Raw genomic sequence first — 15618 nt, 5'->3', positions numbered from 1 at the left:
GGAACGACGCGACGACATCCACGAAGCCTTCCTTGGCCTCGCCACCTGCCTGATCACCTACCGCCACGTCCAACGCCTTTGTTAGGACCTCTAAGACCAGCGTGTACAGGCGGCCGCATGACGGCGCGTCCCTGCAGCGCGTTCGCAAAAGCAGAGGGCGCACCGGGCGTAGGCACGGTCAGGTGTCGGCGCTGTTGCTCGGGTGTGGTTGAAGGCGCAGGTGGAGATTGTGGGGGCGGATGACGATGTCCTTTTCGTAGCGGACCGGTGTCGTCGTGGCCGGGGTGAGCTTCCAGCGGCGGGTGAGGGTGGCGAGAGCGAGGGTGAGTTCGCCCATGCCGAGGGTGTCGCCGATGCATTTGCGGGCGCCCAGGCCGAAGGGGATGAGGGAGCCGGGGGCGGGGGGCGTGGAGTGCGGGGGCGACCAGCGGTCGGGATCGAAATGCTGGGGGCGGGGGTGAGCGGAGGAGAGGTGCTGGACGAGGTAGGCGCTGATGACGACGGTGTCTCCGGCGTTCAGCGGGTGGCCGCCGAGTGTTGTGTCGCGCCTGACGGTGCGGGTCAGGAACCAGACGGGCGGGTAGCGGCGCAGCGTTTCGGTGACGACGCGGCTGGTGACTTCCAGGCCGGGCAGGTGGGCGTGGGTGAGGGGGCCTCGGGGCAGGGCTGCCGCCTCGGCATGGACGCGTTGCTGAAGTGCGGGGTCCTGGGCCAGATGGTGGGCGGCCCAAGCGAAGGCGTTGCCGGTGGTCTCCATCCCGGCGATGAAGAAGGTGATGACCTGGTCGCTGATGTCCTTGTCCGACAGTGGGTGGGGGTGAGTGTCCGGGGCGGGTTCGGTGAGGAGGGTGAGGAAGGCGCCGTGATCGGTGGTGCGGGAGCGGTGTGCGGCGATCACGCGGCCCAACGTGGCACGCAGACGCTTCTGGGCGCGGGTGTAGCGGCGATTGGCGGGCAGGGGCAGGCGCGTGTAAGCGGCGGGGAGGAGCGCGTGGGTGTAGATGCCGGCGGTGATCGCCGACATGTCCTCCACCATGCTGGCGGCGGTGGCGGGGGTGAGCGTGCCGTCGAAGAGGGTGGCGACGATCGCGCGGGCGGTCAGGGTCTGGGCCTGGGCGGCCATGTCGAGGCTCTGGCCCGGTTGCCACTGTGCGATGCCGTGAGTGATTTCGGCGGCCATCAGGTCGAGGTGGGCGGGCAGCCGGTCCTTGTGGAACACGGGCTGGAGCAGTCGCCGTTGCTGCCGATGGCGGGCGTGGGGGCAGGCCAGCAGGCCGTTGCCCATCACATCGGCGATCCGGTCGTACAACGGACCGCCCTTGTCGAAGAGGACGTCGTCGAGGAGCACCTGTCGCGTGAGTTCGGGATCGGCGACCAGAGTAGCGGTGAGAGGGCCGAGGCGTACCCGGGAGAGCGGTCCGTGCGCGGGCGCTGCGGTCAGGAAGCGGGCGGGGTTGTCGAGCAGGCGCAGGGCATGCCCGACCAGCGGCAGTGCGCCGGGAAGCAGCGGCGGTCGCGCAGGGGTGCAAGGGGTGACGGAAGCGGCGTGGGACACGGTTCTCCTGGGATGGAGGAATCAGTGGAGGGAGAGGGCGGCCGGCGCGGCGGCTTGCAGAAGGCGCGGCAGCGTGGCGGCAGGGGTGGCTGAGGGCGTCGTGCAAGCGGCGGGCGCGAGCGATGATGTGGCGGAAGTGTGCAGCCGGTCCGGTTCTCAGGGGGGTTGGGGGGTGGTTGTGGGACAGGTGGTTCGTGGGGTGCGTGGATCAGGCAGTCCACCACCAGGCGGCAACCGGTGTGGTGAGGGGTTGGTCGAGGAGTGCCGGGTCGGCCGGGCGGGTGACGATGCGGGGCATGGGGATGCGGGGGGCCACGTTTTGGCCCGGGTTGTTCGGGTTGTTGTAACGGCCGCTGGTGAGGTGCCAGTGCAGGCTGCCGGCGACCCAGTCGGTCAGGGCGCGTGCGTAGCGGGCGAGGCGGGGGTTGTCTCCGTCGATCACTCGCTGGGAGAGCCGGTGCAGGCGGTGCATGGCCCGGTCGTGCATCAACGTCGCCTCAGCCAGGGCCTGTTCTGGGGTGCACGCGTGATCACGGGCCAGAACCGGTACCAGGTTCATCGCCTCGGGGTAGCCGAAGTGCTGTTCCCGGAAGGCTTCCTTGTTGTAGGACGTCGTGTCGTTGTGCCAGGCGATGAGGGCGACGCACAGGTCGTGCAGGACGGTGACGCGCGGGTCGTGGTACTCCTCGGCGGTCAGGACGTAGTCCTGGGCGATCTCGATGAACGCGAGGGCGGACAGGGCGGCGCTGCTGTTCTGCCACATCATCAGGTAGTCGTCCAGGCTCGCGGAGCGCGGCTGCCGGCGGATGGCGGCTTCCCAGACCAAGCCCGAGAAGTACGCGTCGACCTGGTCGGTCCACCGGTAGACCTGCGCCGGTGTGCCCTGGCGGGCGAGGTCGCGGCGGATGTCGAGGAGGGAGGCCGCCCACTTGTCGTCCCGCATCAGCGGGGCCTTTGGGGTCTGGAGCGCACGGCTGAGGCGGGAGAGGTAGGGGGCGAGGGTGTCGGGCGTGGTTCCGCCGAGTGTCTCGTCGCACAGGGCGTCGTCGAAGGCGAAGAGCCAGTTGCAGTAGTTGGTGCCGGTCAGCAGGGTGTCGGCGCGGCCGTCCGGGATACCGAAGCCGACGAACTCTCCGACGTGCGCACGGCGGGTGTACTCGCGGTGGGCGTCGTCCTGGAAGAGGTCGAAGCGCTGCATCCAGGTGAGGCTCGCCGCGTCGACGGCCTCGGCGTGCGGCGAGCGGCGCGGCGGGAAGGGGCAGTACAGGGGTGGCACGGTCAGCGGTGTGTCGGTGCCGGTTGCCATGGGAACTCCCGGGTGGTGGGGGCGGCAAGGCCCCGGGAGGGCCTTGCCGGGTGGCGCGTCGCGGGGGTTCAGGGGGTGGTGGACGGTGTGGTTGTCGGCGTGGCGGGCGCGGGGAGGTGGGCGAGGTGTGCCGCCGGGTGCGACGAGCGGATCATCTTGGTGCACAGGGCCAGGGCCCACAGCGCGAACCCGACGTAGGATCCGAAGCTGCCCCAGCCCCAGGGCGTGAACGGCGTGTCCGTCGTGGTCAGGACGTTGAAGAAGTACGCGAAGTGCGCCACGGCCAGGATGTGGGAAGCCCGGCCGGTCCAGCGGGGCAGGGTGGTGTTCCGCAGGATCAGGCTGCCCGCGGCGTAGGAGAACAGGGCGAGCGGCAGCGACCCCGCGTACCCGAAGGTGACGCACAGGTCGTAACTGAGGTGGAGGTAGGCGCTGTTGACTGCGGCCGGGCGCTCGGCGGCGACCGGGCCGAGGAGGAACGCGGCGTTGGACATCATCCAGCAGATGCCTACGGACAGGGCGCTGGGGACGAGGAGTTCGGCTTCCAGGGGCGTCCGCCCGGGGGACGTCAGCCACCGCCTCAGCCCGACGGCGAACCAGATGAAGAGCATGCCGAAGGCGATGTCGATGGTGTAGCCGGAGATCGATGGGTTCTGCGCGAACCACGTGCCGATGGTGTCGGAGGAGTCGCTCCAGTACGGAAAGGGGCGGCTCAGGGGGTTGCGGACGAAGGGCAGCGGGACGAGGAAGAGCGCCACCATGACGATCCCGATCCAGCCGGCGATCTTCGTTTCGCGGCGTTCGTCATGGATGTGCTGAGTACGGGGCATAGGTGTGTCCTCTCTCGGCGGGATGGGAGGCGGGGGCAGGGCAAGCAGGTGGGGGTATGGCTGAGGCCTCCGGTTCTCCTGGGCGGGAACCGTGCGGTCCGGGGCCGAGGGCGGCCAGGGGCGGGTGTGGTGTCGGGGCCGGGGCCCTGGGGACAGGCCCCCTTTTCGTGCACGCGGCGTGGGGCGCAGGGCTCCGGAGCCGGCCATTGTCGGGGGGTGGCTGCCTGCGCGGGTGCCCCGGTTTCCGGGCGCCCGGGTTCCCGGCCTTCCGTGGCGCCCGGGCTCCCGGCCTTCCGGCACGCGAGCCCCATGGCCCATGTTTCCGGCAGTCGTACGATCCGCCGCAGCCCCCAGGAGGGCCCCGGGAGACAGACGCTTCCCCCGTTCCCGTGCCGCACTCGCTGTTGACGCGGTCGCGCCGACGGCGGTCAGCGCAGGCTTGAGAGCCAGGAGTCCGCCGGGATCAGGTCCCGCCATGGACGGTCGGCCGATTCGGCGACGGCAGTGAGCCCGTCCGCGAGGCGGAGCAACAGGTTCTCGGCGTAGTGGGGTGGGGCGTAGGCCGGGTCGAAGATGACCGCGAGGTCCAGGGCGCCGTCGTTGTCGCGCGCCAACAGGCCGAGGTCGCAGGGCAGCTGAAAGAGCTGGCCGGCGAAGGCGGGGTCGAGTTGGTCGGTTCGCTGGATGGCGCAGCCACGCAGGCGTAGGCCCTCGACCGGGGGGAGGTAGTCGTAGAAGACGAACTGGGAGGCGGCGAAGAGTTCCCCGATCGGTGGGTGCGCGCCTGCGAGCGTGAGCAGGGAGGCGCTGTCGTGTGCGAGGGCCTGGCGCAGGTCCGTGTCGGCGGCATGCATGGCCTGACGGGCCGTCAGCGTGGGTTCCTGGGGGACCTGATGTCGTACGGGCACGGCTTGGGCGTACAGGCCGGCGGTGTCAGCGGTGTGCTGAGGGTGGGCGGCGCTGACCGCGAGGAGCAGCGTTTCGGGTTGTCGCGTGTCGGCGGCCACGGCGTTGGCGAACAACGCGTACAGCGCGCTGGCCGGGGTCAGCCGCTCGGCGCGGGCCAGTGCCCGGAACGCCGTGGCGGCGGCCGCGGGGACGCGCCGGGTGCGCAGCAGGCAGTCATGGACGTCGGTGTGGGCGCCCAAGTGTGCGGGCGGGATGAGCAGGTTGGGGCGTGCGCCGGAGAGGCGGTCCGTCCAGAAGGAGACGTCTTCGGGGCGGGGTTCTTCGGGGGCGTTCAGGCCGGGGTAGTCGGTGGGCGGCAGGGGTCGGTTGGTGCCGGTGGTGATGTCCGTGTACAGGAGGGACAGCTGCTGTTCGAGGAGGTTGAGGGTCCAGCCGTCGGAGGTGAGGTGGTGCAGTCGCAGGCCCAGCAGATGGTCGTGCGGGCCGACGGTGAGCAGCGTCGCTGTGAAGACGTGCCCGGTGGCAGCGTCGAGGGGGTCGGCGGCGTCCAGGGCAGCCAGGACCTGTTCCGGAGTGCGGGAGGCGTCCGTTCGGAGGGGGTGGTGGCGCAGGATTCCGGGGCGCGCGGGGTGCACCGTCTGGTGCAGTGCGTCCATTTCGCCCGTCAGGTGCACGGCGGTGCGCAGCGCGGGCTGGTGGGCGACGAGCCTGTCTACGGCAGCGGACAGCGCGCGCACGTCGAGGGGGCCGCGGATGCGGTAGTGGCAGGCGAGCGCGAAGCGCGGGCCGTGACTGGGCAGGATGCCGCCTGCCCGGTCGTCGTTGACACGCAGGAACTGGTGGGTGGGCCCGGCGGCGAGCCGCACCCCGTCCGGACCGACCTCTCGCAGGGCGTCCGCCGCCGGTGGGACGGTCCGTTGCGCGCGCACAGGTGCCGCCGCCCGTGCCGCTGCGGGTGCGGTCGGGTCTGCCGGCAGAGCGGCCAGGTAGGCGGCCAGACGCGCCACGGTGGGGTGTTCGAGGACGGTGCGGGCCGGGAGGCGTCTGCCCAGGGCTTCCCCGATCTGGGTGGCAGCCCTGACCGCTCTGAGTGAATCTCCGCCCAACTCCACGAAGTCGTCGTCCGCACCGACCCGCTCGAGCTCCAGGGCCTGCGCCAGGATCGCGGCGAGGGTCTCCTCCACCGGCAGTTCGGGCACCCGGTACGCGGTGGACACCGCAGGCCGCTCACCCGACGGCGCGGGCAGGGCCGAACGGTCCAGCTTGCCGTTGCCGCCCAAGGGGAGTTCCGTCAGCAGTACGTACCGCTCGGGCCGTTCCTGCTCGGGCAGGAGTGCCTCGGCCGCACGGCGGAGCGCCGGGAGGAGTTCCTCGGACGCCTTCGCCAGCACATGCCGGTGTACAGGTGCGGAGAGGAGCTCACCGTCGCATGCCGGTTGCGGCCAGCGGACCAGCGCCTGCGGTGCCCCGTCCCGGGCGACGGAAGCCAGGGGGGCTGCGGGGAGGAAGACGGCATCGAAGGCGCCGTCCGGGTAGCCCGCCGCGCGGGACATGCGGACCGGGCGTCCCAGTTCCGCGGCCAGTTCCTCCAGGGCCGCGGGGTGGACGGCTGCCTCCTCCGCGCGGGCGGCCAGAGCGCGCAGGTCGGCGGCGGTGGCGGCGTGGCCGGGGACAGTGGCGTGGGCGGAGGCAGTGGCCTGGCCGGACGCGAGGACGTCCCGTACTGCGCACGCCCCCGCTGTACGGCGGTTGGGAATCCGCAGGACACCGCACGCGCCCGCCTCGTCCGACAGCAGCTCGCGCAGGGTCTCGATGGTTCCGGGCCAAGCGTGCCACTGCTTCACTTCGACGACAGCGGGCGGGCCGCCGCGTTCCGGCTTTCCGGTCAGTTCTCGTGATGCAGGCAGGCGCGGGAAGAGGACTGCGTCGAAGCGGAAGTCGTTCATCTCGTTGCGGGCCGTCCCCGTGCGTGGTCGCACCTCGGCATGAGCCCCGCCGCAACGGGTGAACCAGCGCGGGTCCACCAGGAGGTGCGGATCGAGTGCGACCCGCCGCCGCCACTGGGCGCGCAGGGCCTCCACCTTCACGGCGTCGTCGGCACCTGCGAGGACGACCGACGCGTGGAAGGCGTCCTGTACGGAACGGTCTTTCACGTCCCCGAACACCACGCGGCCGCCCGGCGCGGCCGACCGCAGCGCGGCTGTCACCGTACGGGCCAGATGCGCTTCGCCGTTCAAATAAGGCACGACCGAGTTGCACAGAACCAGGTCCATTCCCGAGACGTCCGGCGCACAGGTCACATCGCCCTGGCGCAGTTCGACCCGGGACAGGCCCAGGCCGTCAAGGCGGGCGCGCAGGGCGGCCAGGGACTCGGCGGAGGCATCCACGCCCACCGCGCGTTCCGCCGCCGGGGCCAGCCGGACCAGGACCATGCCCGATCCGCAGCCCAGTTCCAGCACGCTGCGCGGGGGCGCGCCCTCGGTGGCCAGGCGGACGGTGGCGCCGATCCACTCGTCCATCTCCGCGTCCGGGAGCCGTTCACCGGTGTAGCTGCTGGTCCACCCTGTGCGTTCGTCGCGGAAGTCCAGCCCGCTGAAGAGCCGGTTCCAGGAGGTGTGCAGTTGCCCGGCCGCGCTCTGCTCGTCCCACTGCGGGACCACGTGGGCGACCAGACGCCCCTGGTGCACGCCCACCACCGCGTCCCGCACTCCCGGAACCTGACGCAGTACCCGGGCGACGCCGTCGGGCTCCACGCGGAAGCCGCGGATCTTCACCTGGGCATCGAGGCGGCCCAGCAGTTCCAGCCTGCCGTGCTCGTCGAAACAGCCAAGGTCACCGGTGCGGTACATCCGTTCGTGCCTGTGGTGCGGGTGGGCCACGAAACGGGTGGCGGTGAGCTCGTCGTCTCCCCGGTACCCCTGCGCCAGTCCGGCGCCCGCGATGCACACCTCGCCCCTCTCACCGGCCGGGACGGGCAGTCCGTCACCGCCGATGACGAGTACGGGCGTGCCGGGCAGCGGGGTGCCGACCGTGATCGGTTCGCCGGGCCGCAGTACGGCTGCGGTGCACCACACCGCGGCCTCGGTGGGCCCGTAGGCGTTGACCAGCTCGACATGGGGCAGCCTGCGGTGGTGCTCGGCGGCGAGCTCGCTCGGGCACGGCTCGCCTCCCAGGAGCACCTGCCGCAGGTGCGGAGAGGGCCCGTCCAGTCGGGGCAGCACCGCCCCGTACAGCGAGGCCGTGAGCACCACGTGGCTTACCGGCCCCCGGGACAGCTGCGCGGCGAGGTCGTCCAGTGCCTGCCGGGGGTCGGCCGGGGCCAGCCACACGGTTCCGCCTGCCAGCAGCGTCCACCAGATTCCGGGGAACGACGCGTCCGTCGTCATCGGGGACACGGCTGCCATGTGCCGGACGGGTGTGGGGAACCGGTGCGCGTAGGCCTGCATGGTGTGGGCGATGGCCCGGTGCGTGACCGCGACCGGTTTGGGGCGGCCCGAGGTGCCCGAGGTGTGGATGAGGTACGCCGTCGCCTCCGGCGATGGGCCCGGCAGGCGTACGGTGTCCGCGAGCCCGGCCGCGCGCCGGCGGGCCCCCGGGGCGTCCAGGTCGATCCTGTCGAGCCCGTCGGGCAGCCGCTGCCCGGACAGCGCGAGGACCCGCCGTGCGCCCGCCCCCGCCAGCTGGGCGCCCAGCCGGTCGGGGGCGTCGTCGGCGCACACCGGTACGTACACCGCGCCCGCCGCGAACACCGCGAGCTGCGCCACCACCGCACGCACACTCCGGGGTACCGCGCACGCCACCGGCTCCCCCGGCCCGGTGCCGTCCGCGCGCAAGGAGCGGGCCCACATGGTGGCCTCGGCGAGGAGTTGGGCGTACGTCAGGCTCTCGTACGCGTCGGTGACGGAGGGCGCTGCGGGCCGTTCCTCCGCGCGCCGGCGGAACAAGTGCCACAGGGTGCTTTCGGACTCGAAAAGAGAAATCTTCGATGTGGAAGCGTGCAGTGCAAATTCTGCCTTCATTTCCCCCCCAGGGAATGTAGGAGCACATTGAGCCGTCACGCCTTGGCTCCCTTATTGCCAAATAGCGGACGTGACGGGAATTTCAGCGGTGCACGGGTCCCTGTGGCGCGGGCATTTCTGTCAGGCCAGGCCGCCCAGGAAACGACTTCCCGCGTCGTCCAGGTCGTCGCTGAGCAAGTATTTCGCCCAGCCGTCGTGGAATTCCTCCCGGGAGACCTGTCCGTCCTTGTTGACGTCCAGCAGTGCGCATGTCTCCGCCGCCTGCGCCGAGCTGGAGCCCAGTGCCTCCAGATAGCGCTGGAAGTCGGCGACCGGGACGAGGCCGTCGTCGTTCTCGTCGATGACGGCGAACTCGGCGTCCAGAACGGCTCGGCAGCCGGCGACCACCTGTTCCCTGCGCCCCAGCGTGTCCGCCATGGCGGAGTGGAACTCCTCGCGGGTGATGATGCCGTCCCCGTTCTCGTCGGCCGCCGCCGCGAGGCGGTCCCAGGCCTGCCGATAGGCGGTGAACAGGGCGTCCGCCTTGGCCGAGCCCTCGGGCGCGTGACCCGAGTCGATGATTTTTCGGCCCATGTGCTCGCAGTCGGCGAATTCCAGGACCCCGTTCCCATCGGCGTCCAGTCGGTCGAAGATCAGGTCGTACTTCCGCAGGACGGATTCCGTGGTCATCGCGATTCCTCCATGCATGCTTTTTCCGGCGAATGCCGAACGGTGGACGCTGGATTCATTTCCGACTGCACTGTTGCCAAACCTTGGGCGAATTACTCTGTGCATCGAATTATCGCACCATAGAAATCGATGGGCTGGAATTCTGGAACCGGAGGATTCAGCGGGCACGCAGGACTTTTATGAGGGTCATGGGGTGGGCCAGCGCGGAGAGGGGCCTGAGCATGTGGAAAACACTGACGAACAAACGGTGAAGATCTGCGTTGGTCGCCGCGCACCGCAACAGGCGCTCCTTGTACCAGGCGAGCGGGCGCAGCCAGAAGGGCAATGAGCCTCGTTTCATCCGGTACTGCCAAACAAGGTCGTCGCCTGCGGCCACGATCCACTGCTTGCGGGCGATGCGAGTGAGCTGTCGTTGAACCATGCGGGTGTGGTTGGTGCCGCGTCTCCTGGTCGGGCGGGGACGTCGGGCCCGCACCAAGTGGTCCGACAGGACACGGGCGTGGAGCACGGCCGTGGCCATGCCTTGCGCGTAGGCCGGGTTGTAGGCGCCGATGGAATCGCCGACGGCGACCAGCCCGTCGGGCCAGTCACGGGCCCGCGCATACAGGGTGAGGCGGTTCTCGGTGCGTCTGAACACGTGCACCTTGCCGCCCGGGACGGGGACGGCGCCGGCGAGCAGGCGGTCGAGGTCGCGGTTGCCCAAGCTCGTAGCGAATCGCCGCCAGCCTTCGGGGTCCACGGGCGGGTGATCGCCGCCCGCACCGTACAGGGTGACCTGCCAATGCCCGTGCTCCAGTCGCGCGGCGAAACCGCCCCGCGACTGCCTCGGGGCGCTGTACGGCTGGAACAGGGCGTCGAAATCCTGCGCGGGCGCTTGCAGCGTCCTGGTCGCGTACACCAGGGACGCGTCCGTAACCCACTGCACCGGGCGCACATGGCCACCCTCCTCCAGCCAGGCGGGGAGCGAGGAGAAGCGCCCGGAGGCGTCGACCACCAGCAGTGCGTCGAACGTGCGCCCGCCCTCCAGGCGGACTCCGGTCACCCGTGAGGCGCGAGGGTTCCAGCACAGCCCTTCCACCCGGCTGCGGTCGCGAACGGTCACCGCGAAGTCCTCCAGCACACGTCTGCGCAGGGTCCACTCCAACAGGTCGCGGGAGAACGCCTGCACGGTGACCTGCGCGGGAGCGCGCGGCACCCGACGTCCCCCGAGCACAACCGACGTACGCAGCCCATAGTCGAACGACGGCGCCCCGACAGCGGACAACTCCTCCCGCAGCCCTGGAAAGAGGCGCTGCAGTTCCGCGGCACCGCTGACCAAAAGGCCGTGCGGATGCCGAGCCTGGCCAACCCCCCTGCGAGGCAGGGGCGTCGAGGGGAGCGGCGCCGCCTCGAGGACGACGACCGTCTCGAAGTGGTCGGCGAGCACCCGGGCGGCAACGAGCCCCGCGATCCCGGCGCCGACGACCACCGCCCGTCCCGCCAGTCTCGCCTGAGAGTGGTCCAACATGTCGCGGGAGGCCGTCGTGTCCGCGTGCAAGAAAGTCCTCCGGGATAGGGCAATACCGAAAGGCGCGCGCCCTTGCGGCGGACCTGGTGGTGCGGAAGGCCCTGCCCGGACGGGCACACACCATTCAGCCCACACCCACCCCCGACAGAGCCAGAGCCTCCAGCCCGAAACCACCTGCACGTGCCCTACTGAGGCAAGTCGCATGACCGGCCTGCGTACGGCATCCGGGCACGCGCCGGTCGCACATGCGGTCACGGGCGAGGCGCTCCCCCACGGCAGCCGCGCCCCGAGCACTCTGGCCGACCTCGGACTCGACTGGGCGGCATCCTGACGCTGGCGGGTGGGCCCCGGACGCTGCGTGCGGCCCGGGGCCCTTCGCTGTCCCGGGCCAGCGGCATCGCGCTGGAGTGCGTGTGGGCGCCGGGCGTCCTCTGGATTGGCCCGCTTCAACGGCAGGCGCGGTAGCGAAGCAGAGGTACCGCGAGAGCCTCCACTACCGCCATCCGGGGGGTTTGCCGATGAAGTCGGGCGAAGGCTCCTGAAGCCGCATATAGCGTGCAACTCGCCGCGCACGGTGGTGAGTTGGGTGCCGGCCGGAGAGTTCCGGCCGGTCCTGGACGAGTTTCCCGGCGGCGACCGCAAGCGCACGGACAGCTTCCCCATCTGCGCCGCTTTCAGCGGGGCGACAAGACAAGGAGCACCGATGCCACATTTCCAGACGGGCTTGGGGAGACCTCTGGCTGCTCTTCGGCTCCGCCTGGGGGGACGTGAAGCTCGGCGTGAGCGTGTTCAGCGGCACGGCGTGGGGTGGCATCCAGCCGTGGGACGTCAAGAACAACGGCCCCCGTGCCGGTAAGAAGCTCCCCGCCGGGGCGGAGAAGATCGCCATCGGGCGCTGGAAGCAGAGCGCCGCCGATCGCGTGGACGACAACCCGGTCAGCTGGGTGCTCGAGTACCTGTAAGAACACCGGGGCAGGGCACGAAACGGCATCTCATGTTCCGCATGCGAGGAGTCACATGGGCCACGGATTTCCGACCGCGAAGTTCTTCCGCATCATCAACGCCGACACCGAGAAGTGTCTGGCCGCCGCGCACGGGGGCACCACCCACGGCGCCCAGAAGGCGCATGACAGATTGACCGGCGAGGAGGGCTTCATCCCCTACTCCCACACCAACGACCAGGTGCTGACCGTACGCAAGCCCAAGGGCGACCGGGCCGAGGTCTGGTTCTTCTGCGAGCTGGAGAGCCACGGGGAGGCGTGGTGGCACCTGGTCAACGCCAACAAGGACAACCGCAGCACGTTCGCCCTCCACGTCGGGGCCCTGGGGGGCGTCTCCCAGCCGGTCGGGCTGGGCCTGTACGGCTGGGGCAACCCCGGCCAGACCCAGTGGACGGCCCGCGAAGGGATGTTCTGGCCGGGCCCGCACGAGAACAAGGTCGCCACCCTGCTGCCCTCCGGCAACGGCGGGCACTGGGCCGTCGTAGCGGAACGCGGAAGCGCCCCCAACCAGACCTGGCGCTTCGAGGAGACCGACCTACCCGGCGAAGCCGTCCCCACCTACAAAAAGGGCATCTACGCAACACGCGAGGGCCGCGACCCGGCCAAGGTACGAGGACTTCTAGCCACGAAGCCGTCGGCACTCCGGTCGGCGCTGAGTGGCGGCAGGCCTGGACACGGAGGTGGTGCTGTGTCGGCGCGGAGAACGTGACGGGGCCTTGAGGAGCGCCTTGAACGCGAGTGTCATCGATCAGGTGGTCCACACGCCGGTCAGGCAAGGCCAGGAGTGGCGGCGAGCCAGCAGGCGAGTTCCTCCGTGGCCTCGGGGGCTGCTTCGGCGAGCACGCCGACGAACGGCAGGGGGTCCTCGCTGACGGAGACTGCGGTACGTCGGCCAGGGCCTGAAGGAGCAGGGCGTGGGCGGTCACCTGCTGCGGCAGAGCCTCCCAGGCCGCGGCCCGGACATCAGGGTCGGCCAGGGCGCCGGAGCCGGCGGCCAGCGCCCTCGCCATCCAGGCATGGACCTGGCGCACCGCGGCCGGGGAACGCCCGCACAGCATCCGCCAGGCGTGCGGGTCGTCCGCTTCCACGAGCACGGAGGCGTCCAGCTTCCCGGCCTGGGCCAGGTCCAAGTCCAGGTCCAGGTCCAGGAGATCCTCCGCGCGCCGCAGCGCCCCCTCCCGGCGCTCACGCTCCGCCCGGCAGGCCGCCTCCCGGACGTCAGCAGCGGCCCGCGCGCGCCAGCGCATCTCCTCCGCCGGGCGACAGCCACCGGATCGGTCTCGGGGTCGTACCCGGCCTGCCCGGAGGACTGCAGCTGCGTCTCGATCCGCTGCCACTCCGGCAACTCCGCCTCCAGCAGCATGCGCTCCGTCTCGCCTGCCGCACCGCTGCTGCGAGCGAACCGAAGATGGTCCTCCACCGCCCGGCGCCGACTCCCCACACTCCAGACATCCAGCCCCCGCGCCTGAACACACACCCGTGCCCGAACCTGCGAGCCGCTTCGTCACCGCGACATCGAAGACAGCATTCGGATCATCCGGCATGCCCGGAGCGCCACGGAAATCCCCCGCCTGATCGTGGCCAGCGTCCTTCCGACCACACGACCCACCCCGAGCGCACTACGCGTTAGGCGCTCGGCCGGACCAGCAGGCCGATGAAGACCTGCATCGGGCAACCAGCCGAGCAGCGTGGTCAGCCGCCTTCCCGCGCCGCCAAGGCGCAAAGAAGCGCGTAGCCCACCGCCGGTCTGGCAGTTTGGAGGTGTGGTCGGCGCATAGCCAGGTCAGGTCACTCGACGGGTGTCCAGGACCTCATGGCCTGCCCCACGGTGCGCGCAGCTGGGTGAGGAGTTGGAGGGTGTCCGAGTTGAGCCAGTACTCCACGAACTTGCCGTTCTTGATCCGCAGTGTGTCGGTGCCGGTGAAGGTGACGACGGTGCCGGGCTGGGCCTTCGCCCCGGGGAAGCCGCCGGCGTAGGTGCCGGTGGCCGTCCAGCGCACGCACGCCTGGTGTCCGGCGATCAGAGGGTCGATCTGCAGTGAGAAGCGCAGGTCGGGGAAGGCGGTGCGTGTCTGGGCGATCCAGGCCACCAGGCCGTCCGTGCCTCGGATGCTGTTGCCGTCCCCTCCGTCCAAGAGGGCGGCGTGACCTTGAAGTCCGGCGAGATGATGCCCGACGCCTGGGTGAAGTCGCCGTTCCAGAGGCGAAGCCACGCGTCGAGCATCGCCTTGGGTCCCTTGGCGGGGGTCTGGTGCCTCTGTGCCGTGACTGCATGTTCGGCTGTGGTGGCGGACGAGGTGGTGGTCATGATGGCTCTCGGATGTCTGGTCAGTGGGACGAGTGTCAGTCGGTGCAGGTGGTGTCGGGAGCGGGCAGCGCGCGGGTGGTGAGGTAGCGGTTGGTGGCGTCGCGCACGCACTGCGAGAGCAGGAACATGCTGTAGTCGTCGCCTTCACGGCTGAGGACGACGCTGCCGGGCAGCTGGGCCGCCATGGCGAAACCCGCGCTGTGCGGAGCGAGGGCCTGGTGGGTGGACTGCAGGACGAGCGTGGGCGGCGCCCCGTGTACAGGAGCGCCGGCCGCCACGGGGCGGGCGGGGACGGGCCAGCCGAGGCAGCCGGTGAGCGCGGTCCATGAGCGCACGGCACCACCCAGGTGCGGGGAGATGCGCGCCAGGTCCTTGCGCAACCGGGTGAGCTGGTCGAACGTGGTCACCGGGCGCGCGGTGTCCAGGCAGGCGGGGACCTGGACCTGGACGGGGTCGAGGGTGTCGTCGGGTTCGTAGGTGAAGTCGGTGGCGTCGTCGGCCTGTGCCTTGACCACGGCCCGGGCGAGAGCCGGCCAGGTGACGCCGGAGAGGGTCAGGTAGTCCTGGGTGGCGCTGCGGATGTCCTCGCCGGTCAGTGGTCGGCCGCCGCCGGTGACGGGGATCGGGCTGCGGTCGGCGCGTGCGACGAGGGCGTCGTACTCGGCTGCGGCGTCCTTGCCGTGCAGGGCGCAGTCCGTCGAGGTGGCGCACCAGGTGGTGAAACGGCGGAACGCCTCTTCCGCTGTGGTTGCTTCCCTGCGGATTCGCTCGGCGGGCGTGGTGGTGTCGTCCAGCGCCGTGTCGAGGACCATGGTGCGCAGTCGGCCGGGGTAGAGGTCGGCGTAGGTACGCCCGAGCAGCGTGCTGTAGTGGATGCCGTACCAGTTGAGCTGCTTCTCCCCGAGACCGGTTCTCACGGCTTCGAAGTCCCGCGCGGTGCTGGCCAGGTCGACGTGGGCGACCAGGGGCCCGTTGCGGCGCAGGCAGTCCTCGGCGAAGGCGCGGTTGTGGGCCACGAGCCTGTCGAACTGCGCCTGGCTGTGCGGGAAGTGGCTGACGCCAGCAGGCTTGAGGGGCGTGGTGCAGCGGATCGGCGTGCTGTGGCCCACTCCGCGCGGGTCGACGGCGACCAGGTCGAAGTTCCGGCTCATGACGCCGGCGAACGACGGGAAGCCGATCTGCATTGCAAGCCGGAGCTGTTCGATCGACGATCCGCCAGCGCCGTCGTTGAGCAGCAGCGTGCCCTGACGATGGGCCTGGTCGTCGGCGGGGCGGCGGACCAGGGCGAGGGTGAGCCTGCCGGCGTGCGGGTGTGTGAAGTCGACCGGGACCCGCAGCGTGCCGCACTGCATGCCCTCGAACTCCGCGTCGGGGCAGGCGCTCCAGCTGATCCGGCTCGCGGGGGTGGTCGGTTGGGTCCGCGCGGGGGCGGCGACCGCCGGGGTGGCGAGGGTGGCCGTAGCGGCGACGGCGGCAATGAAGGCCCGCCGGACATACGTGTGGCGTCTGGACAT

General features: G+C 70.7%; 11 protein-coding genes. 3 read left to right on the top strand and 8 right to left on the bottom strand.

All coding sequences use genetic code 11. From position 1 onward, the window contains the following. Positions 1–178: 178 nt before the first annotated feature. From ACH4G3_RS41895 to ACH4G3_RS41870, 6 genes are all read right to left on the bottom strand, one after another. Positions 179–1555 (bottom strand): cytochrome P450, encoded by a 1377-nt coding sequence (locus tag ACH4G3_RS41895; protein ID WP_397629412.1) that lies wholly within the window; start codon positions 1553–1555, stop codon positions 179–181. A gap of 208 nt (positions 1556–1763) precedes the next feature. After that, a complete protein-coding gene (locus ACH4G3_RS41890; RefSeq protein ID WP_397629411.1) occupies positions 1764–2861 on the bottom strand; it encodes a terpene synthase family protein in 1098 nt (365 codons plus the stop codon). Positions 2862–2929: 68 nt separating this feature from the next. Then, positions 2930–3691 (bottom strand): hypothetical protein, encoded by a 762-nt coding sequence (locus tag ACH4G3_RS41885; RefSeq protein WP_397629410.1) that lies wholly within the window; start codon positions 3689–3691, stop codon positions 2930–2932. Between the two features lie 428 nt (positions 3692–4119). After that, entirely contained in the window at positions 4120–8544 is a 4425-nt protein-coding gene (locus tag ACH4G3_RS41880; protein ID WP_397629409.1) for an amino acid adenylation domain-containing protein, read from the bottom strand. Positions 8545–8739: 195 nt separating this feature from the next. Then, positions 8740–9288 carry an EF-hand domain-containing protein gene (locus tag ACH4G3_RS41875; RefSeq protein WP_397629408.1) on the bottom strand — a complete coding sequence of 183 codons (549 nt, stop codon included), beginning with the start codon at positions 9286–9288 and terminating at the stop codon, positions 8740–8742. Between the two features lie 157 nt (positions 9289–9445). Then, positions 9446–10825 (bottom strand): FAD-dependent oxidoreductase, encoded by a 1380-nt coding sequence (locus ACH4G3_RS41870; protein WP_397629407.1) that lies wholly within the window; start codon positions 10823–10825, stop codon positions 9446–9448. A 172-nt stretch (positions 10826–10997) separates the two neighbouring features. Here ACH4G3_RS41870 and ACH4G3_RS41865 point away from each other — a divergent pair, with 172 nt between their 5' ends. From ACH4G3_RS41865 to ACH4G3_RS41855, 3 genes are all read left to right on the top strand, one after another. Beyond that, a complete protein-coding gene (locus ACH4G3_RS41865) occupies positions 10998–11126 on the top strand; it encodes a hypothetical protein (RefSeq protein WP_397629406.1) in 129 nt (42 codons plus the stop codon). 448 nt (positions 11127–11574) lie between these two features. Continuing rightward, positions 11575–11757 carry a hypothetical protein gene (locus ACH4G3_RS41860; RefSeq protein ID WP_397629405.1) on the top strand — a complete coding sequence of 61 codons (183 nt, stop codon included), beginning with the start codon at positions 11575–11577 and terminating at the stop codon, positions 11755–11757. 55 nt (positions 11758–11812) lie between these two features. Then, positions 11813–12505: a hypothetical protein gene (locus ACH4G3_RS41855; RefSeq protein WP_397629404.1), complete on the top strand. Its 693-nt coding sequence runs from the start codon at positions 11813–11815 to the stop codon at positions 12503–12505. A 1102-nt stretch (positions 12506–13607) separates the two neighbouring features. Here the strand turns inward: ACH4G3_RS41855 and ACH4G3_RS41850 are convergent. Then, complete coding sequence (locus ACH4G3_RS41850) at positions 13608–13931, bottom strand: ester cyclase (RefSeq protein WP_397629403.1); 324 nt, start codon at positions 13929–13931, stop codon at positions 13608–13610. A 208-nt stretch (positions 13932–14139) separates the two neighbouring features. Continuing rightward, complete coding sequence (locus ACH4G3_RS41845) at positions 14140–15618, bottom strand: alpha/beta fold hydrolase (protein ID WP_397629402.1); 1479 nt, start codon at positions 15616–15618, stop codon at positions 14140–14142.

Origin of the sequence: Streptomyces afghaniensis, assembly GCF_044327915.1 — a bacterium.
In the GTDB taxonomy this organism is placed as follows: Bacteria; Actinomycetota; Actinomycetes; order Streptomycetales; family Streptomycetaceae; genus Streptomyces; species Streptomyces afghaniensis.
This window is presented reverse-complemented; position numbering and strand designations above follow the sequence as displayed.

Coding starts and splice junctions, on each gene's coding strand:
- ACH4G3_RS41890 (WP_397629411.1), bottom strand. CDS start 2,861: ATGGCAACCGGCACCGACACACCGCTGACCGTGCCACCCCTGTACTGC.
- ACH4G3_RS41885 (WP_397629410.1), bottom strand. CDS start 3,691: ATGCCCCGTACTCAGCACATCCATGACGAACGCCGCGAAACGAAGATC.
- ACH4G3_RS41875 (WP_397629408.1), bottom strand. CDS start 9,288: ATGACCACGGAATCCGTCCTGCGGAAGTACGACCTGATCTTCGACCGA.
- ACH4G3_RS41865 (WP_397629406.1), top strand. CDS start 10,998: ATGACCGGCCTGCGTACGGCATCCGGGCACGCGCCGGTCGCACATGCG.
- ACH4G3_RS41855 (WP_397629404.1), top strand. CDS start 11,813: ATGGGCCACGGATTTCCGACCGCGAAGTTCTTCCGCATCATCAACGCC.
- ACH4G3_RS41845 (WP_397629402.1), bottom strand. CDS start 15,618: ATGTCCAGACGCCACACGTATGTCCGGCGGGCCTTCATTGCCGCCGTC.